The 22,271-nt window shown below is 72.6% G+C and carries 19 protein-coding genes and 1 pseudogene; 6 read left to right on the forward strand and 14 right to left on the reverse strand.

Going from position 1 to position 22,271, the window contains the following annotated elements:
- Positions 1–188 precede the first annotated feature (188 nt).
- The 4 genes from egtD to egtA are packed head-to-tail and all read right to left on the reverse strand — an operon-like array spanning position 189 to position 4,574.
- Entirely contained in the window at positions 189–1,151 is a 963-nt protein-coding gene (egtD, locus tag PUR53_RS01145; protein WP_329896233.1) for an L-histidine N(alpha)-methyltransferase, read from the reverse strand.
- The gene (egtC, locus tag PUR53_RS01150; RefSeq protein ID WP_329907073.1) at positions 1,148–1,957 is read right to left on the reverse strand and encodes an ergothioneine biosynthesis protein EgtC; all 810 of its coding nucleotides are present in this window, start codon (positions 1,955–1,957) and stop codon (positions 1,148–1,150) included. Before egtC ends, egtD begins: the two co-directional genes overlap by 4 nt.
- Positions 1,957–3,303, reverse strand: coding sequence for an ergothioneine biosynthesis protein EgtB (gene egtB, locus PUR53_RS01155; RefSeq protein WP_329907074.1), 1,347 nt, complete (start codon positions 3,301–3,303; stop codon positions 1,957–1,959). The genes egtC and egtB overlap by 1 nt, the downstream gene beginning before the upstream one ends.
- Complete coding sequence (egtA, locus tag PUR53_RS01160; protein ID WP_329896230.1) at positions 3,300–4,574, reverse strand: ergothioneine biosynthesis glutamate--cysteine ligase EgtA; 1,275 nt, start codon at positions 4,572–4,574, stop codon at positions 3,300–3,302. Before egtA ends, egtB begins: the two co-directional genes overlap by 4 nt.
- A 307-nt stretch (positions 4,575–4,881) precedes the next feature.
- Between egtA and PUR53_RS01165 the strand changes: the two genes are divergently transcribed.
- The gene (locus PUR53_RS01165) at positions 4,882–5,715 is read left to right on the forward strand and encodes a TIGR02452 family protein (protein WP_329896229.1); all 834 of its coding nucleotides are present in this window, start codon (positions 4,882–4,884) and stop codon (positions 5,713–5,715) included.
- Between the two features lie 79 nt (positions 5,716–5,794).
- Here the strand turns inward: PUR53_RS01165 and PUR53_RS01170 are convergent, their stop codons facing one another.
- The 6 genes from PUR53_RS01170 to PUR53_RS01195 all read right to left on the reverse strand — a co-directional run bounded on the left by PUR53_RS01170 (position 5,795) and on the right by PUR53_RS01195 (position 12,008).
- On the reverse strand, positions 5,795–6,241 hold the full coding sequence (locus tag PUR53_RS01170) for a type II toxin-antitoxin system PemK/MazF family toxin (protein WP_329896228.1): 447 nt from the start codon (positions 6,239–6,241) through the stop codon (positions 5,795–5,797).
- A gap of 109 nt (positions 6,242–6,350) precedes the next feature.
- A complete protein-coding gene (locus tag PUR53_RS01175; protein WP_329896227.1) occupies positions 6,351–7,769 on the reverse strand; it encodes a flotillin family protein in 1,419 nt (472 codons plus the stop codon).
- A gap of 160 nt (positions 7,770–7,929) precedes the next feature.
- The gene (locus tag PUR53_RS01180; RefSeq protein WP_055513823.1) at positions 7,930–8,154 is read right to left on the reverse strand and encodes a hypothetical protein; all 225 of its coding nucleotides are present in this window, start codon (positions 8,152–8,154) and stop codon (positions 7,930–7,932) included.
- Positions 8,155–8,188: 34 nt separating this feature from the next.
- Complete coding sequence (locus tag PUR53_RS01185) at positions 8,189–9,613, reverse strand: amidase (RefSeq protein WP_329896226.1); 1,425 nt, start codon at positions 9,611–9,613, stop codon at positions 8,189–8,191.
- A gap of 148 nt (positions 9,614–9,761) precedes the next feature.
- Positions 9,762–10,781, reverse strand: coding sequence for a helix-turn-helix domain-containing protein (locus tag PUR53_RS01190; RefSeq protein ID WP_329907076.1), 1,020 nt, complete (start codon positions 10,779–10,781; stop codon positions 9,762–9,764).
- Positions 10,782–11,033: 252 nt separating this feature from the next.
- Positions 11,034–12,008, reverse strand: a complete 975-nt coding sequence (locus tag PUR53_RS01195) for an alpha/beta hydrolase (RefSeq protein WP_329896224.1) — start codon at positions 12,006–12,008, stop codon at positions 11,034–11,036.
- A gap of 536 nt (positions 12,009–12,544) precedes the next feature.
- On the opposite strand from PUR53_RS01195, the gene PUR53_RS01200 reads away from it, so the two are divergent.
- Positions 12,545–13,579, forward strand: coding sequence for a LacI family DNA-binding transcriptional regulator (locus PUR53_RS01200; protein WP_329896223.1), 1,035 nt, complete (start codon positions 12,545–12,547; stop codon positions 13,577–13,579).
- A gap of 193 nt (positions 13,580–13,772) precedes the next feature.
- Here PUR53_RS01200 and trxA read toward each other — a convergent pair whose 3' ends face one another.
- Entirely contained in the window at positions 13,773–14,159 is a 387-nt protein-coding gene (trxA, locus tag PUR53_RS01205; RefSeq protein WP_329896222.1) for a thioredoxin, read from the reverse strand.
- A 130-nt stretch (positions 14,160–14,289) separates the two neighbouring features.
- Here trxA and PUR53_RS01210 point away from each other — a divergent pair, with 130 nt between their 5' ends.
- Positions 14,290–15,756, forward strand: coding sequence for a dihydrolipoyl dehydrogenase family protein (locus PUR53_RS01210; protein WP_329907077.1), 1,467 nt, complete (start codon positions 14,290–14,292; stop codon positions 15,754–15,756).
- A gap of 35 nt (positions 15,757–15,791) precedes the next feature.
- On the opposite strand, the gene PUR53_RS01215 is transcribed toward PUR53_RS01210, so the two are convergent.
- Positions 15,792–16,448 carry a peptide deformylase gene (locus PUR53_RS01215; protein ID WP_329896220.1) on the reverse strand — a complete coding sequence of 219 codons (657 nt, stop codon included), beginning with the start codon at positions 16,446–16,448 and terminating at the stop codon, positions 15,792–15,794.
- A 219-nt stretch (positions 16,449–16,667) separates the two neighbouring features.
- Between PUR53_RS01215 and PUR53_RS01220 the strand changes: the two genes are divergently transcribed.
- Positions 16,668–18,077, forward strand: a complete 1,410-nt coding sequence (locus PUR53_RS01220; RefSeq protein WP_329896219.1) for a PepSY-associated TM helix domain-containing protein — start codon at positions 16,668–16,670, stop codon at positions 18,075–18,077.
- A gap of 472 nt (positions 18,078–18,549) precedes the next feature.
- On the opposite strand, the gene PUR53_RS01225 is transcribed toward PUR53_RS01220, so the two are convergent.
- The gene (locus PUR53_RS01225; RefSeq protein ID WP_329896218.1) at positions 18,550–19,002 is read right to left on the reverse strand and encodes a MarR family winged helix-turn-helix transcriptional regulator; all 453 of its coding nucleotides are present in this window, start codon (positions 19,000–19,002) and stop codon (positions 18,550–18,552) included.
- Positions 18,999–19,499, reverse strand: coding sequence for a MarR family winged helix-turn-helix transcriptional regulator (locus PUR53_RS01230; protein ID WP_329896217.1), 501 nt, complete (start codon positions 19,497–19,499; stop codon positions 18,999–19,001). The genes PUR53_RS01225 and PUR53_RS01230 overlap by 4 nt, the downstream gene beginning before the upstream one ends.
- 99 nt (positions 19,500–19,598) lie before the next feature.
- Here PUR53_RS01230 and PUR53_RS01235 point away from each other — a divergent pair, with 99 nt between their 5' ends.
- Positions 19,599–20,564: a pirin family protein gene (locus PUR53_RS01235; RefSeq protein WP_329907078.1), complete on the forward strand. Its 966-nt coding sequence runs from the start codon at positions 19,599–19,601 to the stop codon at positions 20,562–20,564.
- A 967-nt stretch (positions 20,565–21,531) separates the two neighbouring features.
- Positions 21,532–22,083: pseudogene (locus PUR53_RS01240) on the forward strand (3-hydroxyacyl-CoA dehydrogenase NAD-binding domain-containing protein); the annotation flags it as partial.
- Positions 22,084–22,271 lie beyond the last annotated feature (188 nt).

Below are 22,271 nucleotides of genomic sequence, written 5' to 3' on the forward strand. Positions count from 1 at the left end.
CGGGTCCGGTGGGGCTTCTCGCGCAGTTCCCCGCGCCCCTGAAAGACCAGGCCCCCGCGGCCTGAAAAGCGACGGGGCTGCGGGGTGAAAAGCATGGGGCGCAGCCCCTGCTTTTCAGGGGCGCGGGGAACTGCGCGACCAGCCCCACCGGACCCGCACCCGAAACGCACCCCACCGCGGCCCCCTCCCTACCGCACCCCGCTCAACGACAGCGCGAACCGCCCCTCCTCATCCGTCCACCACCGTGTCAACTCCAGCCCGACAGAAGCCAGTTCGGCCCGCACCCCCTCCCTGCGGAACTTCGCGGACACCTCGGTCCGCAGCTCCTCCCCGGCCTCGAAATCGACCGCGAGATCCAGCGCCGGGATCTTCACGGTCTGCGCCGCACGGGACCGCAGCCGCATCTCGATCCACTCGCACTCCGCGTTCCAGAGGGCGACATGGTCGAACGCGTCGGGGTCGAAGTCCGCCCCCAGCTCCCGGTCGACCACGTTGAGCACGTTCTTGTTGAACTCGGCCGTCACCCCGGCCGCGTCGTCGTACGCGGCGACCAGCACCCCCTCGTCCTTGACCAGGTCCGTGCCCAGCAGCAGTGTGTCCCCCGGCGCCAGCAGGCCCCGTACGGCGGCCAGGAACGCCGCCCGCTCCACGGGCACCAGATTGCCGATCGTGCCGCCGAGGAACGCCACCAGACGCGGCCCCGGCGTCTCGGGCAGTTCGAGCCCGGCGGTGAAGTCGGCGATCAGCGCGTGCACGTTCAGCCCCGGCCGCTCGGCGACCAGCGCCTCCCCGGCCTGCCGCAGCGCGCTCTCGCTCACGTCGACCGGTACATAGGTGTGCAGGCCCGGCATCGCGTCCAGCAGATGCCGGGTCTTGTCGGAGGAGCCGGACCCCAGCTCGACCAGGGTGCGCGCACCGCTCGCCGCGGCGATCTCGCCCGCCCGGCCGACGAGGATCTCCCGCTCGGCACGGGTCGGGTAGTACTCGGGCAACTCGGTGATCCGCTCGAACAGTTCACTGCCGCGCGCGTCGTAGAACCACTTCGGCGGCAGGGTCTTCGGGGTGCGGGTCAGGCCCTGGAGGACATCGGCGCGCAGGGCCGCGTCGGTGGCGTCCTCGGGCAGGGTGCGGGTGAGAAGGAACGGGCTCACGCGGAAGGCTCCCTCGACGGTGCGGAGTCGGTCTCGTCGTGCGGGCGGATGGGTTCCTCCAGCTCCTTGAGCGGGGTGAGCAGGACGTCCGTACGGCTCGCCGCCAGCAGCGTGCGGTCCGGGACCTCCACCCAGTGCGGATCGTCGTCGTACGGCTCGGACGCCACGACCGTGCTGCGGCCGGGCTCGGCGAGGTACCAGAGCGTGTCGCCCCAGGCCGTCGCGGCGATCGCCTCCCCGTTGGTCAGCAGCAGGTTGAGCCGCGAACCGGGCGCCGCCCGGGCGACGTCGAGGACCGTGTCGGCCAACGCCTGGCCCTCCTCGTCGCCCGCGCGCAGCCGGTTCAGGACCAGCGCCCACACGAGCGCGGAGTCGTTGCGGGCCTCCATCGACAGCAGGTCCGCGGCGGGCAGACCGTCCGCGAGGTGCCCGAGCGACCGGGGCCAGCCGGCGACCGCCCCGTTGTGGCTGAACAGCCAGGGCCCGGCTGCGTACGGCGCCGCCGCGGCCTCGTTGTCCGCACCCGGCACCGTGGCGTCCCGCACGGCGGCCAGCAGCGCCCCGGAACGGACCACCCGGGCGAGGTCGGTGAAGGACAGGTCCCCCCAGATGGGCCCGGACCTGCGGTAGCGCCCCGGCACCGGGTCGCCCTCGACGTACCAGCCGACCCCGAAACCGTCGGCGTTGACGGTCCCGTGCCGCTGCCGCCGGGGCGCCCACGACTGCCGGAACAAGCTGTGCGGCGGATCCACCAGAATCCGGCCCAGCGCCGACTCCGGCCCCAGATAAGCGAGATGACGACACATCACACGACCTCCGGGGAGGCGTCCCGCGCCGTGCGGAAGCCGCTGAAGATCTGCCGCCGGATCGGATAGTCCCAGTTGCGGAACGTCCCCCGGCACGCCACCTGGTCCACGGCGAACGCGCCACCGCGCAGCACCTTGTACTCGGGGCCGAAGAACACCTCCGAGTACTCCTTGTACGGGAACGCCGTGAACCCCGGGTAGGGCAGGAAGTCGCTCGACGTCCACTCCCACACGTCACCGATCAACTGCCGTACGCCCAGAGGGGATTCCCCCGCCGGATAGCTGCCGGCCGGCGCCGGGCGCAGATGCCGCTGGCCCAGGTTGGCGTGCTCGGGCTCCGGATCGGCGTCACCCCACGGGTAGCGGGCGGAGCGGCCGGTGACCGGGTCGTGCCGGGCGGCCTTCTCCCACTCCGCCTCCGTGGGCAGCCGCCGCCCCGCCCAGCGGGCGTACGCGTCGGCCTCGTACCAGCACACGTGCAGCACCGGCTCGTCGGCCGGTACGACCTCCGTGACCCCGAAGCGCCGCCGCAGCCACTGTCGGCCGTCGCGCCGCCAGAACAGCGGCGCGTGGATGCCGTGCGCACGGATGTGGTCCCAGCCCTCGGCCGTCCACCAGCGCTCGTCGTCGTAACCGCCGTCCTCGATGAACGCCTGGTACGCGCCGTTCGTCACCGGCGTGGTGTCGATGTGGAACGCCGGGACGGTCCGCCGGTGCGCGGGCCGCTCATTGTCCAGCGCCCACGGCTCGTCCGAGGTCCCCATCGTGAACTCGCCACCGGGGACGAGGACTTCGACCGGTCCGGTGAACAGCGGGACGGGCTCCGGGTCCGGGGCGGACAGCACCGCCGGTCCCCTGCGAAGCTGATGGGTGATCAGCATCGTCTCGTCGTGCTGCTGTTCGTGCTGGGCGATCATGCCGAAGGCGAAGCCCGCGTCGGTGAGCCGGGTGCCGTGGAAGTCGATGCTCTCCAGCACGTCCAGCGCCCGGCCGCGCACCTCCGCCAGATACCCGCGGGCCTCCTCGGGCGGCAGCAGCGGCAGCGAGGGCCGCTCGGAGCGCGGATGCTCGAAGGCGTCGTACAGCCCGTCGATGTCGGGCCGCATCGCCCCCCGACCGGCGACGTTCCGCAGCAGCCACAGCTCCTCCTGGTTGCCGATGTGGGCGAGGTCCCACACCAGGGGCGACATCAGCGGCGAGTGCTGAGCGGTGAGATCGGGTTCGTCGACGGCGGTGGTCAGGAGCGCGGTGCGGGCCCGGGCCGTGGTCAGCGCCGCCAGCGCGCGCTCCCGGAGTATGTCGGGGTCGGCGCCGGCCGTCGGAGCCGGCGTCTCGGGTGCGGTCATGCGGGGATGTCCTTCCCGTGGAACAGGTCGAGCAGATCGTCGGCGGGGCAGCGTCCCCGCGCCACATAGCGGTCGGTGTACGCCGCGACCGCGTCCCGCACCTCGGGGCTCGCCCCGAGTCTGGGCAGGGCCTCGGCCGCCGCGGCGAAGCAGACGACCGCGGTCTCCCGCAGTTCGGGATCCGTCAGCCCGTCGCGGATCGCCGCCTCCCACAGCGGATTGCGCGGTGGCGGCTGCGAACCGGCCCGCTCCGCGAGGGGTTTGACGGCGCGGTACGCGGTCTCGGCGGCCTCCGGGTCCTCGAACAGCGCCGTCGTCACGGCGAGCGGCACGATCCACCCGTCCTCGCCGGGCTGGGCGTCGATCATGCGGAACTCCAGATGGCCACGCGGGCGCACCGGCGGGAACAGCGTCGTCAGGTGGTAGTCGAGGTCGGCGCGGCTCGGCGGGGTGTCGGACCGCGTCCACTCCCGGAACGTCATCGCTCCGGGCACACCCCACGGGCCGTCGTCGGCCCGGACGCACATCACGGGCGCGTCCAGCACCAGCCGGGCCCACGCCGCGCGCGGGTCGCCGTCCAGCGAGGGCGCGTCCGTCCGCCCGGGGTCCATGGCGGCCCACAGCGCCTGCCGCGTCGAACGCCGGCCGGTGACCCGGCCGCGCGCCAGCGGGGAGTGCGCGAACGCCGCCAGCAGTACGGCGCCGAGCTGGTGCGACAGCCACCAGCGCCGCCGGTGGCCGAGGGGGCCCGGCTCCTCGTACCCGGCGTCGAGACACACCTGCACCGAGGCGGAGGAGCACATCATGGCCCGCCCCTCGGGTCCGAAACGGTCGAGATAGATCTCCATCGCGTCGTACCGGGGCTCGTGGAGGTAGCGGGTCGGGGGGTTCCAGGGTTCGTGGCCGTGACCGCTGATGCCGAGGTCCGCCTCACGCAGTGTCGCGCGTACGGCGGCGAGGTCGGCCGAGACGGACCCGACGCACTCCATCAGGGAGCCGGCCGGTGCCGAGCTGAGCTCCAGCTGGCCGCCGGGTTCGACGGTCAGGGCCGAGTTCAGGGTCAGGGTCCGCAGTGCGGCGTAGGCCGCGTCGAGTCGTGCGGGTGTTGCCGGGAGCCGCGGATCACGCAGCTCGTGGATGTGCCATTCCAGCTCGACACCGAGGGTGCGGGGTGGGCCGGTCTTGAAGCAGATGCCCCGGACCAGGGCCTCCACCTCCGCCTCGGTGACCGAGGAGCGGTGCTCCGTACAGCCACTCGTCGAATCTGACATGTCGGGATCCTCCTGAGATGCCATCTGCCAAGCCAAGCCACCGCTCCGCGCCCGGTGGGGCGGGACCGGCGGCACTCGTCCCACCCAAAACCCTCGCGCCGCTTTCGCACAAGGGGGCACATCGTGGCAATGCGGATCGGCGATCTCCGTTTCCGGTGACTCAGACACCTCTTCCCGTACCCGTACCGGGTCATTCACACGAGGAAACTCCGTTGCGGTCACTCACCAGCATCGCCCAGGATGCGCACATGAGCACGACGGGGGAGCACACGCGGGCAGCGCTCGCGGGAGACAGGGCGGTGGGGCGATGAGCGCCCGCCTGCGCGGAATCGCGCACGAGACCGAGCGGATCGTCGCGACGGGCGGCTATCGCGCCCCCGCCGGCCACGAGGTCTCCCTCGCGGCCGAGATCGAGGCCGCACGTTCCGGCACCCGCCTGTACGGCCCGGCCCCGGTACCGACCCCACCGGTCGACCCGGTCCCGTCGACCGTCGAGGTCACCGGCGAGAGCAGCCTGGAGGCCGCCCACCGGCTCACGACCACCGGCACCACCCCCGTGGCCGTCCTCAACTTCTCCTCCGCCCGCAACCCCGGCGGCGGCTATCTCAACGGCGCCCAGGCCCAGGAGGAAGCCCTCTGCCGGGCCTCCGCCCTCTACACCTGCGTCCGCGAGGCCCGCGACTTCTACGACCACCACCGCGCCCACCGCGACCCGTTCTACACGGACCGGGTCATCCACTCGCCCGCCGTCCCCGTCTTCCGTGACGACCGGGGCACCCTCCTCGACACCCCGTACACCACCGGCTTCCTCACCTCGGCCGCCCCGAACGCGTCGGTCGTGCGCCGTACGACACCGGAGCGCGCACCGGAACTCCCGCGCGCCCTGGCCGTCCGCGCGGAACGCGTCCTGGAGACGGCCGTGGCCCACGGCTACCGCCGCCTGGTCCTCGGCGCCTGGGGCTGCGGCGTCTTCGGCAACGACCCGACACAGGTGGCGACCGCCTTCCGGGCCCTGCTCATGGACGGCGGCCGCTTCGAGGGCGCGTTCGCGCACGTGGTGTTCGGAATCCTGGACCGCACGAAGGGCGCGGTCGTCCGGAGCGCCTTCGAACGAGAGTTCGCGGCAACCGCGCCCCTCTAGGGGCGCGGGTCCGTGTCCATGTGCGGCTCCGCCGCGTGGGCGCGACCAGCCCCCACCGACCCGCAGCCGACACACGGCCCTACCGCCACCCGTACCGCTCCCGCAACCGCCGCACGACGGAGTTGAACCGCATCCGGTCCAGCGCGCACGCCTCCCGTCGCATCCCCGCCTCGTGCAGCCGCAGCACCCGGTCCACGTCCACCCAGGAGTCCCGCCCCGACCGGTCCCACGGCCCGCTCCCGATCGGCACCCACTCCCGGTCCCCGTCATGCCGCTTGCTCGACAACTGCACGGCGAGCAAGGTCCCTCCGGCCTCCCGGGCCACGACCAGCACGGGCCGGTCCTTCCCCCGCCCGTCGTTCTCCTCGAACGGCACCCACGTCCACACGATCTCCCCGGGATCGGGGTCCCCGTCGTACGCGGGCGAGTACTCGGTCCGCACCCGCCCGACATCACGAGGCTCGGCCTCGGTGGTGGCGAAGGGCCCGTAGCGCCCCGGCACGTCCTGCTCGGCGAAGGAAGTCACGCCCTCACGCTAGCCGCTGCCGCGACCCGCGCCCCCGGAGGGGCGCGGGGAACCGCGCGACCAACCACGATCAACCCGCAGCCGACCACCAACAGTCGAAGCTACGGCGCTACGACTCTCTTTCGACCTGCACCTTCTCCACAGCGACCTTTTCCACGGGCACCCCATTGACCCCGGCCGAGCCGCCGGCAGGTACCCCGTTCTGGTTCATGGACGACAACAACTGCCGGGCCAGCCCCAACCCGGTCCCGCCCATCGTGAGCGCCTTGGCGAACATGTCCGCCATCCCGTCGGCCCCGTTGAGCAGCACCATGTTGTCGACGTTCCCGAACGCGGACGCCCCCGCCTGCACGATCTCCGGCCACCGCTCGGCCAGTTGCTGCGCGATCACCGCCTCCTGGTTCTCCGCCAGCGCGGCGCTCCGCGCCTTGATGCCCTCGGCCTCGGCGAGCCCCTTCGCCCGCGTGGCCTCGGCGGCGGCGAGCCCCTTCGCCTGCCGCGCGGCGGCCTCGGCCTCACCGGTGACCTGCGTCGCGGTCGCCTCCGCGGCCGCCGCCAGTTCGGTCTCCTTGGCCTTGGCCTGCGCGGCGGAGATACGGGCGTCGCGCTCGGCCTCGGCGAGCGTTCGTTTCTCGTAGGCCTTGGCGTCGGCCGGCTTGCGGACGTCCGCCTGGAGCTGCTGCTCGCGCCGGGCCGCTGCCAGTTCCGCGACCCGGGTCTCCTGGACGACGACCTCCTGTAGGGCGGCCGCCTCGGCCAGGGGACCGGCCTGCTTGGCCCGTGCCGAGGCGTTGTCCCGTTCGGCCTGGTAGCCGGCCTGGAGGATCTCGCTGTCCCGGGTGGCCTCCGCCATGCGCGCGGCCGCCTGCTGCTCGGCCTCGGTGGCGAGCCGGTTGGCCTCGGCCTGCGCGATACGGGCGTCCCGCTGGACGGCCGCCGCGTGCGGCATGGCCAGGTTCTTGATGTATCCGGTCGGGTCCTCGATCTCGTGGATCTGCAACGAGTCGACGATCAGACCCAGTTTCTCCATCTCCGTACCGCACGCGGCCCGCGTCTGCCCGGTCAGCTTCTCGCGGTCACGGATCATGTCCTCGACCGTCAACCCGCCCACGATGGACCGGAGATGACCGGCGAACACGTTGTGCACCCGCTCCGAGACCCGCTTCTGCTGACCGAGGAAGCGGCGGGCCGCGTTCGCGATGGACACGAAGTCGTCGCCCACCTTGAAGATGACCACGCCCCGGATCTTCAGCGGAATGCCCTGGAAGGTCACGCACTCCACGGCCAGCTCGGTCTGGTTCAGATCGAGCGACAGCTTGCGCACCGCCTGCATCCCGGGCAGTACGAGAGTGCCGCGCCCGGTGACGATACGGAAGTTCATGCCTTCCGTCAGGCCCTCCATCTTGTGCTTGGAGCCGGAGATGATCAGCGCCTCGTTGGGTTCGGCGACCCGCCACATGAGCTTGAACAGAGCGATCAGTACCAGGACGACGACTACGGCCGCCCCCGCGATGATGCCGATGAACATCGGCACAACCCCCTTGGCCAGGTGCCCTTTCGGCACCGAACGTCGGGAGTGTCCCGCGTGGTCCGGCGGTGGTACAGGTACCGGGAGACCGTTGTTGCAGTCCTGATGCCAACCGGTTCCCGAACGCCGACAGAGCGCGGCCGGGACACCTCACACACCGTCAACTGTCGTACGCCGCCGACACGTACACGGTGCGCGGCGGCAGGTACTCGATCACCATCACCAGGGTTCCCGGCTCGATCCGGTCCTTCGCGGAGGCGGGGTAGGCGAGAAAATGCTCGGCGCCGCCCCGCACCCGGACGATCACCTCCCCGACGAGCCCGGGACCGACCGCACCGGTCACCCGTCCCATCAGCCCGACCATCGACGCTTCGTCCATGGTCACAGCGTACGGGTCGGGCCCCGGGCACCGAACCCGCTCACACGGCGGGCGAGTTCGCGGTGGTGTGGTCCGGCGGCCACCGTTCGTGCCAGCGCTGGTCCGCCTCCAACTGTGCGGCCAGCGACAGCAGGAGGGGCTCGCTGTTCGCGGGGCCGAGCAACTGGGCGCCCACCGGGAGCCGGTCGTCCACGAACCCCGCCGGGACGTTCACCCCGGGCCAGCCCAGCACGTTCCACGGCCAGGCGTACGGGCAGGCCGCGATCATCGCGCGGTCGGTGCCGAGCCCGCCGAGGTTCGCCATGGACCCGACACGCGGCGGGGGAGTGGCGGTCGTCGGCGCCAGCAGCACGTCGTACGACGAGAAGAGCGCGCCGATCCGCCGGTGCAGTGTGACCTCCGCGCGGCGGGCCAGCCGCAGGGGCGCCCCGCCGAGCAGCCGGCCGAGGCGGGCGGCGTCGAGGGTGCGCCGGTCGAGGAGGCCCGGCTCGGTGAGGGCGCGGACCCGTTCGGCGATCCCGGCGGTGGCGCGCGGGACGAACGTCAGTCCGATCTGCCCGTACCGGGGCTCGGCCTCCTCCACCACGTGCCCGAGCGCGGCGAGCTGCTCCGCCACCGCCCGCACCTGCTTCTCCACGCGAGCGTCGAGCCGTGCGGGCAGTGCGGTGAACGGTGGCTTCAGGGACAGGGCGATGCGGAGCCGTCCCGGGTCCCTCCCGACGGCCTCGGAGGCGTTGATGGCGGCCGGCCGGTGCAGATCGCCCTCGTGGTTGCCGCTTGCCGCGTCGAGGAGGAGGGCGGCGTCGGCGACCGTGCGGGCGAGGGTGCCGTTGACGGTGATGCCCTGGAAGGACTCCGCGTGCGGCCAGGTCGAGATGCGGCCGCGCTGGGGCTTGATGCCGACGAGATGGGTCCAGGAGGCCGGGATGCGGACCGACCCGGCGCCGTCCGAGCCCAGCGCGGCCGGTACGAGCCCGGCGGCCACGGCAGCCGCCGAGCCACCGGAGGAGCCGCCCGGGGTGTGGTCCGGGTGCCAGGGGTTCCGGGTGGCGCCGAAGGCCGGTCCCTCGGTGAACGGCCACTGGCCCAGTTCGCAGGTGTTGGTCTTGCCGACGACGATCGCCCCGGCCGCGCGCAGCCGCCGTACGGCCTCGCCGTCCTCGGGCAGCGAGGGGAACTCGCCCCGGCAGCCGAACGCGGTCGGTTCACCCGCCACGTCCATGTCGTCCTTCACGGCCACGGGGACACCGAGCAACGGCCGCCGCCCGCCCTCCGCCAGCTCCTTGTCCGCCGCCTCCGCCTCCATGAGCGCGGCCTCGGCCCGCACTCGCCGGAACGCGTTCACGGTGCCCTGACTCGCCTCGATCCGCGCGAGGGCCGCCGTCACCAACGCCCGTGACGTCACCTCCCCGGCGGCCAGCGCCCGAGCACACTCCACGAGACCCGGCGCACGGTCCACACCCATACGGAACACCTCCGGAAGCAGGACTTTCTACCGAACGGTAACGTCCGCGCGGCCGCGGGGGTACGGGGAGGACGAGTTCGCTGACGGGGGCGGCGATTCGCGGGGAGGAGGTACGAGCGTCGCCGTCGCCGTCGCCTCGCGAGGTCGCTCAGCCGCGGGCCAGGTGGCGCATGGTGAGGGCCAGCTGGAGGCGGAGCCGGCCCTGCGGGGTGCGGACCGGCCAGCCGAGGAGGGCCTCGGCGTGGATCAGGCGGTCCTGGAGGGTGGAGTGGTGCACGTTGACGGTGGTGGCCGCGGACCGCAGGCTCGACGTCGAGGCGACGGCGTGCAGCGTGGCCAGCATCCAGGGCGAGTCCGCCGCCGCCCGCTCCAAGTCCCGTACATCGGGCGGGGGTTCGGCCCCGGGACTGGCCAGCGCGGCGAGGAGGGCGATGCCGCCGAGGTCGTCGGCGAACACCACCCGCTCACCGGGGTCGCGCGCGGTGCCCTCGGCCGTGAACCGCAACGCAGTCCGCGCGCCCTGCCAGGACCCGGGCAACCCGAGCACGGGCACCGCGGGCCCGACCCCGACCCGCCCCGCGGGAAGCTCGGCCGGCTGCTCTTCCCCGCGTACGCGCAGGATGCGGGGGCGGCCCTCGAGCGGGGCGACGGCGCGGGTCAGGGTCGTGGGGTCGTCGGGGTCGAGGCCGAGGCGCCGGGCGGCGTGGAGCCGGTCCCGCTCGGCGGCGGTGGGGTCGAGGACGGTCTCGACGAGCGCCGGGTCGTCGTCGGGGGAGACGGGCGCGCGACCCCGGGTCCGGTCCAGGACCAGCCGTAGGGCGCCGACGGCGCGCTCCAGGATGACCGCGTCCACGACGCTCGGCTCGGCACCCCCGGCCCGCTCCAGCCAGAGCGCGGGCGCACCGCCCGGGGCGAGCGCGGCGGACGGCCAGGCCGGGTCCGGCGGCAGATCACTGTCCCGGCGCCGTCCGTCGGGCTCCACCCGGACCCGCACGCGCCGCTCGGCGTCGACCAGCCGCGCGGGGCACCCGGCCAGCACGGCCGCCCCGCGCACCAGCGCCTCCAGCCCGGCCCGTGCCTCGGCCAGCGCGTCGAAGTAGGCGATGACCCGCACGGCGGCCCCGGCATCGGGATCCACCGCGGTCAGCCGCCCAGCCAGCTCTTTCATAAGCCCATAGTGCGCCATGGCTCCGCCGGTGGACCCGCGCGTTCGACTGCGGGCCCGGTGGGGCTTCTCGCGCAGTTCCCCGCGCCCCTGAAAAAGCGGGGCTGCGCCCCTGCTTTTTCGCCCCGAAATGGCCGTAGGCCTTTCAGGGGCGCGGGGAACTGCGCGACCAGCCCCCACCGGACGGACGTCTGGGGGTCGAAGGGGCGCAGCCCCTTCAGGATGGGACGGGTAGGGGCGGCGGGGGCGAGAAAACTACTCCCCGATCAACCGCCGCAACCACCGCACATGAGCCTCCCGACAGTCCCGGGACACCGCCGCCTGCGGAGCCAACCCGTCGAACCCATGGAATCCCCCCGCCCACACATGCAGCTCCGCCACCCCACCCGCCTGCCACAACCGAGACGCATAAGCGACGACCTCGTCCCGGAACGTCTCCGCCGACCCCACATCGAGAAACGCCGGAGGCAACCCCGTCAGATCCTCCGCCCGCGCCGGCGCCGCGTACGCGGACACGTCCGGCCCACCCCGCCGCGCCCCCAGCAGCGCCGTCCACCCCGTCTCGTTGGCCGTCCGGTCCCACACCCCCCGCCCCGCCATCTGGTGCACGGACGGCGTGTCGTTGCGGTCGTCGAGCATCGGGCACATCAGCACCTGCCCGATCGGCCGGGGCCCCTTCCGGTCCCGCGTGAGCAGCGCGAGCGCGGCGGTCAGTCCACCTCCCGCGCTGGCCCCCGCGATCACGATCCGCCCGGCGTCGCCCCCGAACTCGTCCGCGTGCTCGGCCGTCCACAGCAGTCCCGCGTAGACGTCCTCCACGGGCGCCGGATGCGGATGCTCGGGAGCCAGCCGGTACTCCACGGACACCACGACCGCGCCCAGCTCCCGTGCCCAGGTCAGCGGCTCGTCCACCCCGACCCGGTTGTTGCCGACGATCATGCCGCCGCCGTGGACGTGATAGATCACCGGCAGCGGACCCCGTTGCACGGGGGCGGTGGGGCGGCAGATGAGCAACGAGATCTCCGGCGCGCCTTCGGGCCCCGGCACCAGCCGGTCCTCGACCTCGAAGAACCCGTCCATGGTGAGGTCCAGGCCGGCCAGCAGCTCGATGCCCGGCCCCTGGCGCAGCAGGGGGATGTCGTCCATGCTCAGCTCGCGCGGGACCATGTCCTTCAACGCCTCCAGAGCCGCGGCGAGTTCAGGATCGAAGGGCGGCGGGATCACGGTCATGGGCTTCTCCTCGTGCGGGTACCGCGTCCACGGTCGTACCGCGAAGGGGGCGCGGGCGGTTCGTACCGTGATGATGAGCGCCGCGGCGGGGCACGCGGACGCCGTCGTACGGCGGAGGTTGCCCGCCGATCGGCGGGTGGCCGTGGGAGGCCGGGAGCGGCGTCGCGCCCACATCCGGCACACAGTTCACGCCATAGCTTTCGGGTGTCATCGTCACAAGACACCCACACGGGTGACCGGACACCGGACGGGGGAGATGCACCCGAGTGCGCTGCCGCAGCGGCGGTCATACGGCCGTGGCCAGGTACGGGGTCACCCGTCGGGCGCGCGGGCCGACGGGTCGTACGCGCGTACGGGGCGACCTTCGGCCCGCCTCTGTGGAGATGGCGCGAATTGGCTGCCGGGTTGCACAGATTTCGAACACATTCGCCAAACTGCCCTGCCACAAAGATCGGTGGCCCGACCCCGAGCTCCCGCATGGCCGGTACTCCCCCGGCCGGAACGACCTTCACAGCTTCTGCAAGGATGCCGTCCTCATGGTGCAGATACCGAAAGAGCCCGCCTCGCCCTCGCCCCTGCAGCGATCCGTGCCCACGAGCGCCGACGTGGCACGACTCGCGGGTGTCTCACGCGCGACGGTCAGCTACGTCCTGAACAACACCAGCGCGGTCCGTATCAGCGAACCGACCCGCCGCCGGGTCCACGAGGCGGCCAAGGAACTCGGCTACGTCCCCCACGCGGCGGCCCGCAGCCTGCGCGCCGGCCACAGCCGCCTGGTTCTGATGCCCACCCCGAACGTGCCCATCGGCCCGCTCTACAGCCAGTTCATCAACGAGATCCAGTGGGCCCTGAGCCGACTCGACTACACCGTCGTGCAGCACGGCGGCATCGGTCTGCGCGGCGACGACGCCGCCCGCGCCTGGGCCGAACTGCGCCCGGTGGCCGTGATCGTGCCCGGTGTCGGTATCGGTCCGCAGGGCGTGGCCGTCCTCAAGCGCTCGGGGGCCAAGGCCGTCGTCACCCTCACCCCCGAACCCGTCGAGGGCGCCCACGCGCTGATCCTGGACCACGCGGGCGTCGGCCACAGCGCGGGACGGCACCTGGTCGAGCGCGGCCGCCGCCGGATCGGGGTCGTCGTGCCGGAGGAGCCCGGCTTCGGGGTCTTCTCCCAGCCCCGTCTGGCGGGCGTACGACGCGCGGTGCGGGGCACGGAGGCGACGGTCACCGAACTGCCGCTCACGTACGACGAGGCGGCCGCGGCCCGGCTCGCCCGTGACTGGCGTTCCCTGGGCCTGGACGCGGTGTTCGCGTACAACGACGAGTACGCGATGCTGCTGATGCGGGCCCTTCAGGACGAAGGCATCGGCATCCCCGACGAGACCGCCGTGGTCGGGGCCGACGATCTGATGATCGGACGGCTGCTGCGGCCGCGCCTGAGCACCGTCCACCTGGAACTGCCGTCCGGACGCGATCTCGCGGAGCTGGTCGACCGCGTGGTGCGCGACCCCGCCACCCTCCCCACGACGCACGACGTACTGGCCGCGCGGATCGTCCACCGCGAGTCGAGCTGAACCACCCGAGCCGGCCCCGACCCGACCCGAGCCGAGTCGAAGGAGCCGAGCCGGACGAGGCGAGCGGGGCGACCCGAACCCGCCGAGCCGGACAGCCCGAACGAGCCGAGCCGAACGGGCGCCGGAGCGGGGCACGTTCGACGCGCCGCGCCCTCGCACTCCGGCACCGGGCGGCGCGCCCGGCCGTCCCGGCTCACTGACCGTTCTGCTCGACCTGCCCCTGCTGCTCGGCGACCGCCTTGCGGACCTCGTCCATGTCCAGCCTGCGGGCCTGCCCGATGACGTCGGTCAGCGCGGCCTCCGGCAGCGCGCCCGGCTGCGCGAACACCGCGACCTGATCACGGACGATCATCAGCGTCGGGATGGACTGGATGCCGAAGGCCTGGGCCAGCTCCGGCTGCGCCTCGGTGTCGACCTTGCCGAACACCAGGTCGGGGTTCTCGTCCGCCGCCTTCTCGTAGACCGGGGCGAACTGTCGGCACGGGCCGCACCACGACGCCCAGAAGTCGATCAGGACGAACTCGTTGTCGGTGACCGTCTGGTCGAAGTTCTCCTTGGTGAGCTCCACGGTGCTGCTCATGGCGTACATCCCTCTTCCTGGTCCGTCTAGGTGCTCGGGCGAGCCGCTGTCGACAACGCCACCCGACGGTGGCGTATTCCGCGCGCGTACCCGTGTGGCCACGGCGCACACCACCAACCAGACTGGCCCCATGACGGATACGGAAAACACCGGAACCACCGAGAGCGCGGCTGAAGCGACGGCGATCGAGTACGACGTCGTGGTGCTCGGTGCCGGACCCGTGGGGGAGAACGTCGCCGACCGCACCCGCGCGGCCGGACTGTCCACCGCGATCGTGGAGAGCGAACTGGTCGGCGGCGAATGCTCGTACTGGGCGTGCATGCCCAGCAAGGCCCTGCTGCGCCCCGCGATCGCCCGCGCCGACGCCCGCCGAGTCCCCGGCCTGCGCCACCTGGTCGACGGCCCGCTGGACGCCGCCGAGGTGCTCGCCCACCGCGACTACGAGACCGCCCACTGGAAGGACGACGGCCAGATCGGCTGGCTGGAGAGCATCGGAGCCACCCTGTACCGGGGGCACGCGCGCCTGGCCGGGCCCCGCCGCGTGGTCGTGGACGCCCCCGACGGCGGGCGGCAGGTCCTCACCGCCCGGCGCGCGGTGGTCGTCTCCACCGGCAGCCGCGCCCTCCTGCCCGACCTGCCGGGACTCGCCGAGGTCCGGCCCTGGACCAGCAGGGAGGCCACCAGCGCGCAGGAGGTCCCCGGCCGGCTGATCGTCGTCGGCGGCGGTGTCGTCGCCGTCGAGATGGCCACCGCCTGGCGGTCCCTCGGCTCCGAGGTCACGGTCCTCGTCCGCGGCAAGGGCCTGCTGCCCCGGATGGAGCCCTTCGCCGGCGAACTGGTCGCCGAGGCGCTCACCGAGGCCGGTGCGGACGTCCGCACGGGCACCTCGGTGACGGCGGTCTCCCGCGAGAACGGGACCGTGGTGGCCCTCACCGACACCGGCGACCGCCTGGAGGCCGACGAGATCCTCTTCGCCACCGGACGCGCCCCGCGCACCGACGACCTCGGCCTCGACACCGTCGGCCTGGAACCCGGCTCCTGGCTGCCCGTCGACGACAGCCTCCGGGTGACGGGCAGCGACTGGCTGTACGCCGTCGGGGACGTCAACCACCGGGCACTCCTCACCCACCAGGGCAAGTACCAGGCCCGGATCGCCGGGGCCGCCATCGCCGCCCGCGCGGCCGGAGTCCCGCTTCTGGAGAGCGATCCGTGGGGCGCCCACGCGGCCACCGCCGACCATGCCGCCGTCCCCCAGGTCGTCTTCACCGACCCCGAGGCCGCCGCCGTCGGTCTCTCCCTCGCCGAGGCCGAACAGGCCGGTCACCGCGTCCGCGCGGTCGACGTCGAGTTCTCCTCCGTCGCGGGCGCGGGTCTGTACGCCGACGGCTACCGGGGCCGCGCCCGCATGGTCGTCGACCTGGATCGCGAGATCCTGCGCGGCGTCACCTTCGTCGGCCCCGCCGTCGGCGAGCTGATCCACTCCGCCACCGTCGCCGTCGCCGGAGAGGTCCCGATCAGCCGCCTCTGGCACGCGGTGCCGTCGTACCCGACGATCAGCGAGGTGTGGCTGCGGTTGCTGGAGGCGTACCGGGGCTGAACCGGGCGGAACGGGGGGCGGCCGGGCCGACGCGGCTAGTCGGGCAGGAGGAAGCCCAGCTCCCGCGCGGCCCTGGCCGGGGTCGGGTCGTTCCAGCGGTCGGCCATCGCCTGGTTCGTGGAGAGGGACCGGAGTTCGGCGTGGTCGAGATAGAGCGTGCCGTTCAGGTGGTCCGTCTCGTGCTGGACGATCCGGGCCGGCCACCCCGCGAACTCCTCGTCCACCGACCGCCCGTGCTCGTCGAGCGCCCGTAGCCGCACCTTGGCGTGCCGGGCCACCACGGCCTGCCAGCCCGGCACGCTCAGACAGCCCTCGTAGAACGCGTCACGGTACGGCCCGACCGCCTCGTACGCCGGATTGACCAGGACGCGGAACGGCTGCGGCACCCGGCCCCGGGCGAGCCGGACCTCCTCCGGGACCGGGGCGGGGTCCTCGATCACCGCGAGGCGCAGGGGGACGCCGACCTGGGGCGCGGCGAGACCGACGCCCGGGGCCGCGTGCATGGTGGCGCGCAGGGCGGCGACGAAGCGGGCGAGGAGCCCCGGCTCCAGCTGGCCGTCGAAGGGCTCGGCGGTGCGGCGCAGGACCGGGTCGCCCGCCGCGACGATCGGCAGCGGCCCCTCGTGGGCGAGGAGTTCCTCGACCCGGTCGCTCAAGGGGCGGGACTCGATGCGGTCACGTTCGGAAGCCATCGGGCCAGGATGCCAACCGGGCTCGCGCGACGCGAGGCGGCTCTCGAGGTGCGGGGCGGTTCTCGCGACGCGGGGCGGCTCGCGCGGAGGCGCCCGCGGGGGAGACGCACACCGTCGACCGGTATGTGACCCACATCACTTCAACTGCCGGGAACTCGGAAGGGGCACGCCCCGACTACTGAACCGCCACGACGTCCCCGCATCCCGGAGCACCCGCCGATGACCATCGCCCCCTCGACCGAGACGGACGAGCCCCAGAAACCCCTCGCCAAGCCGGACGGCTCGACGAGAGGCTGGGCCTCGCTCCGACCGCTCGTCCTGCGGCTGCACTTCTACGCGGGCGTCCTCGTCGCCCCGTTCCTGCTGGTCGCCGCCCTGACCGGCGGCCTGTACGCCGCCTCGTTCACGGTCGAGAGGATCGTCTACGCGGACCAGATGACCGTCGCCAAGATCGGCGACGGGAAGCTGCCGATCTCCGAACAGGTGGCCGCCGCCCGCAAGGCGCACCCCGAGGGCACCATCTCGGCCGTACGCCCCTCACCCGAGGACGACGCGACGACCAGGGTGATGCTGACGGGCGTCGAGGGCATCGACGAGACCAACACCCTCGCGGTGTTCGTCGACCCGTACACGGCCGAGGTGCGCGGGGCGCTGGAGCAGTACGGCTCCACGGGCGCGCTGCCGGTGCGGACCTGGATCGACAAGTTCCACGCCAACCTCCAGCTCGGCGAGACCGGCCGGCTCTACAGCGAACTCGCCGCCAGCTGGCTGTGGGTCATCTCGGGCGGCGGTCTGGTGCTCTGGTTCGCGCGCCGCCGCGCCCAGCGCAAGGTGCGCGGCACCTCCGGCCGGCGCCGCACCCTGGGCCTGCACGGCACGGTCGGCGTCTGGGCGGCCCTCGGCTTCTTCTTCCTCTCGGCGACCGGTCTGACCTGGTCCACGTACGCGGGCGCCAACATCGAGGTCCTGCGCACGGAACTCCACCAGGCGACCCCGGCCATCTCGTCCGCGCAGGGCGACCACGGGGCCCACGGGGGCGGCTCGACGGACGGCACGACGGCCGCGGAGGGCGACCTGGACAAGATCCTGGCCGCCGCGCGGGCCGAGGGCCTCGGCGACCCGGTGGAGATCGTGCCGCCCGCCGACGCGTCCTCCGCGTACGTGGTCAAGCAGGTCCAGCGCAGCTGGCCCACCAAGCAGGACGCGGTGGCCGTCGACCCGGCGACCGCCGAGGTCACCGACACCCTCCGGTTCGCCGACTTCCCGATCCTCGCCAAGCTGTCGCGCTGGGGCATCGACGCCCACACCGGCGTCCTGTTCGGCCTGGCCAACCAGCTCGTCCTGATCGCCCTCGCGGCCTCCCTGGTCGTGCTGATCGTCTGGGGCTACCGCATGTGGTGGCAGCGCGGCCGCGCCTCGTCCTTCGGACGCCCGATCCCGCGCGGCGCCTGGCAGCACGTACCGCCCCAGATCCTGGTCCCCGCGCTCGCCGTCATCGCCGTCCTCGGCTACTTCGTGCCCCTGCTCGGCATCCCGCTCGCCGTGTTCATCGCGGTGGACGTCGTCCTGGGCGAAATCGCCCACCGACGCGGCAAGCGGTCGTACGGCGGCAAGGTGGAGGCGAAGTAGCACGGGGACGTGGTCGCCGGGGGCTGTAGGCGGGCCGGTGGGTGCCGGGGCTGCGCGCGGCGGCCGGGCGGAGGCGGAGTGGGACGAGGGCCGTGGGCGCCGGGGGCGTGCGCGGGCTGTGCGTGGGCCGGGGCTGCGGGGCTGCGGGGGCTGTGGGCGTCGGGCCGCATGTGGTCGGTGGTTGCCGGGGTCGGCCTGCTCGGGGTTCTGCGGCGGGCGGGGCGAGGACGTGTCTCGGGGGCCCCGGCAGGCGGACGCCGGCGGACGGGAGCCGCGCAGTCGGCGGTCGGCAGTCGGCCGCCGCCCAGCGCCCTGCGTGGTGGAAGCCCTGTGCCGCACCCCCGCCTCCGGTCGGCGCCGGCTTCCCCCAACCCTCGGCGCCCTCCCCGTGCCCCGCTGGTCCCCTGCGCCGCGCAACCTCCTGCCCACGCGCCCCTGAGCTGCGGGATGTCCCGAGCCGGGCGGGGCGGGGTTACCGCGGCGCGGCCAGCTCCGCGTTGTACCGCTCCGTGATGAGTGTCAGCGTGCGACCGGCGGCGGCGAGCTCCTCGGCCGGGATGCCGGCGTAGATCCGGGCGGTGATGGGGGCGATCTCGGCGCTGGATCGGTGGTAGGCCTCGCGCCCGGCCTCCGTGATCCTGAGCCGCGACGGCCGTGCGGCATCCGTCTCCACGAGCCCCGCGGCGACCAACTCCTCGACCACGGGCCGTATCTCGCCCTTCTCGACCTTGAGCGAGTCGACGACCCGGCCCACGAGTTCTTCCCGGTCGACGGGTTCCTCGGCGACCGCGACGACCCGCAGCGTCACCGACTGCTGGAACGTCAGACCGTGCCCGGCGAGCACCTTCTCCAGCACCGCGCGGGCGGCGTAGTGGGCGAGGGCGACGACCCGGGGGTCGAGGTCGGGTGCGGTGGTGGTGGTCATGATTGCTCCTTCTCGTGTGCCTGTTCGGTGAACGGGACGAGCGGTACGTCGAGCGGTACGTCGAGCAGCGTGGTCAGCTCGCGGGCGAACTCCCGGGTGCGGGCGCCGTCGAGACCCCCGAGCGGCTCCAGCAGCTGCCCCATCAGCCCCTGGACGACCTCGATCGCACGCCGGGTGACCTCGCGCCCCTGCTCGGTGAGCGCCAGCTGTACGGCACGGGGGTCGCGGGGGTCACGGGCGCGTTCGAGCAGTCCGGCGGTCTCCAGGGCGCGGGCCAGCTTGGAGACGTACAGGGCCTCCAGGCCGGTGTGGTCGGCGAGTTGCCGCTGACTGGGCCGCAGCCCGTCCCGGCGCATGCCGTACAACGACGCGACCAGCGCGTACTGCGCGTGCGTCAGCCCCAGCGGAGCGACCGCGCGGTCGACGGCGACGCGCCACTTCATGGACAGCCGCCAGACGAGAAAACCGGGCGTCGCGCCCTCGATGACCGAACTCATGCCGAATACCGTACATGGCTACCATAGCCATGGCTACTATATTGCTCGGGAGGGCGGCGCACTCCACGCGTCACCCCGGGCGGGGCTAAGTTGTGGGGCATGAGCAATCTTGATCGCGAGGCGGTGCCCGCGGTGTGCGGCGGCCGGGGCTTCGTGGTGGCCGAGCCCGTCCGTGAACTCCTCAGCCCTCGCCGGGTGAAGCTCGGCGAGTCCACCGAGGTACGGCGACTGCTGCCCAACCTGGGCCGCCGCATGGTGGGCGCGTGGGCCTTCATCGATCACTACGGTCCCGACGACATCGCCGACGAGCCCGGGATGCAGGTGCCGCCGCATCCGCACATGGGCCTGCAGACGGTCAGTTGGCTGCACGAGGGCGAGGTGCTGCACCGCGACTCCACGGGCAGCCTGCAGACCGTCCGCCCGCGCGAACTGGGCCTGATGACCTCGGGCCGGGCCATCAGCCACTCCGAGGAGAGCCCGAAGTCGCACGCCCGCTTCCTGCACGGCGCCCAGCTCTGGGTGGCGCTGCCGGACAGCCACCGGCACACCGACCCGCGCTTCGAGCACCACGCCGAACTGCCCGTCGTCACGGCGGCCGGCCTGAGCGCCACCCTCATCCTCGGCAGCCTGGACGGCGCGATCTCGCCCGGTACGACGTTCACGCCGATCGTCGGCGCCGACCTCACGCTCGCACCGGGCGCCGACCTGCGCCTGCCCCTCGAACCCGACTTCGAGTACGCCGTCCTCTCCATGTCCGGCGAGGCCCACGTCGACGGCGTCCCCGTCCTCCCCGGCTCCATGCTCTACCTCGGCTGCGGCCGCACCGAACTCCCCCTGCGCACGGACACGCACGCCTCCCTGATGCTCCTCGGCGGCGAGCCCTTCGAGGAGGAACTGATCATGTTCTGGAACTGGATCGGACGGTCGCAGGAGGAGATCGCACAGGCGCGTAGGGACTGGATGGAAGGGTCGAGATTCGGGGAGGTGAAGGGGTACCACGGGGATCCGCTGCCCGCGCCCGAGCTGCCGCCGACGCCTTTGAAGCCGCGGGGAAGGGCCCGTTGACCTGCGGAAATAACTGATCATTCGGTGCTGGGTGGGTGACGTGCTATCGGTGCTGTCTCCCGCTCGGAGGCCGCTCGCGGGGGAGCAGGTGCGTGTGCCGCAGCTACGGTTTCCGGCGCTGGGCGGTTTCAGGGTCTGGCTGTCTGTGGGCGGCTGTGGCAGGACTCTTGCTAACCCTTTGCTCACTCTACTGACGCGTCATCAGGTGCTGTCGGTGGCTCGCGTTCTACCTTTGCGGGTGTGGGGTGGTCATCGTCGGGCTGAGTGGTCACCGGATGGGTTCCGACTTGGCGGGCGACCGAGTTGCACCCAGGGGGCAGGACCTGGCGCTCGGCCTGTCGTCTTGTAGCACTTCCATAAGGCGTGAGTGTCTGTGGCAGTGAGCGATCTCGGTGCTGCTTGCCGGCGGGGGGATGCCGTCTCGGTTTGTTCCCGGCAGGTTCTTCGCTTGCTGGTGGTACAGCCGCTGCACCTACGCTGACCAGGTAAAACGGTAGTTGGCGCAGCCTTCTGTCGGGGGCTGGTCCGGAAATGGTCCGGATCTTGGTCTGGCGGTGCCGATTCGGGTCATGCTGGGGCGGCAGTGCGAGCGCTTGGGAGTGAGAGGGACCCGCCGGGGCAGATGGTTGGCTTGCCCGGACGCTGGCTATCCGGGATCGAGGGTGTGGTGGTGGACCTGCGGGCTGGTCCAAGATCGTGTGGAGTCGGAAGTCGTGCCCCGGCGTCGGCCGAGCTGCGGCAGGCTCGAGTCCCGGCACAGCGGCGGGCCAGCGCAGCGGCCGAGAGAGACGGCCCGCACAGCCGAACTTGTGGCGCGACAGACCCTTGTGAGCGACCTCAGTCGGGGCTTCAGTACGGTGATTTGCCAGCTGCGCCCCGCGCCGTGGATTCAGTCCGCGACCATCGACCCGTCGTCGTACACGCCCGTAGTGGACAACGTCTCTGATAGGCCCACTGGCAGCCGCCCGCCTCACTCGGCCGAGGCATGGGGCGCGGCAAGCTCACCGAGGAGCAGTGGGACCAGGCGCTGGCCAGGCTTTCCTTCACCCACGATCTCAGCGAGATGGCCGACCGCCACTTCGTCGTCGAGGCCGTCGCCGAGAACCGCGACATCAGGACCGACGTTCTGCGTGCCCTGGACAAGTCGGTTGAGGACTCCGAGGCCGTCCTGGCGACCAACACCTCCTCCATCCCCATCGTCGACCTCGCCGTCGCCACCGAACGACCCGGCCGGGCGCCGTCCGTCGTCGGCACCGGGTCCAGCGCGGTCCGAGCGGTGGAGTCCGGCGCGGCTCGCCCCGACGACATTCGGCCAAGCTTGGAACTGGGCTGCGCGCACCCCATGCGCCCGCTCCCCCTGCTCGACCTCATCGGCCTCGACACCGCTCAATCGATGGCCGAGTCCATGTGCGAGGAGTTCAGGGAGCCCCTGGACACACCAACCGCCCTCCTGCGCCGCATGGGTGCCGCGGGCCACCTCGGCCGCAAGAACGGACGTGGCTTCCACGCCTACGGCGCCGGCACTAATTTGCTACCCGGCGGTTTCGACACCCGTAGGAGGCGTCGTGGCGTTGTCCCTCGCTCTGTTTGTAGTGAGGGCGCCAGACTTCGCTCAGTATGCTGTTGTTGCGAATCGCAAGGGCCGGGGCCGTACGTCTAGGAAACCGTCGCCTTGAGCAGCAGCATGGGTCGCTCACTCATGCCACG

Source organism: Streptomyces sp. SP18BB07 (assembly GCF_036322545.1).
GTDB classification, from domain to species: Bacteria; Actinomycetota; Actinomycetes; order Streptomycetales; family Streptomycetaceae; genus Streptomyces; species Streptomyces deccanensis.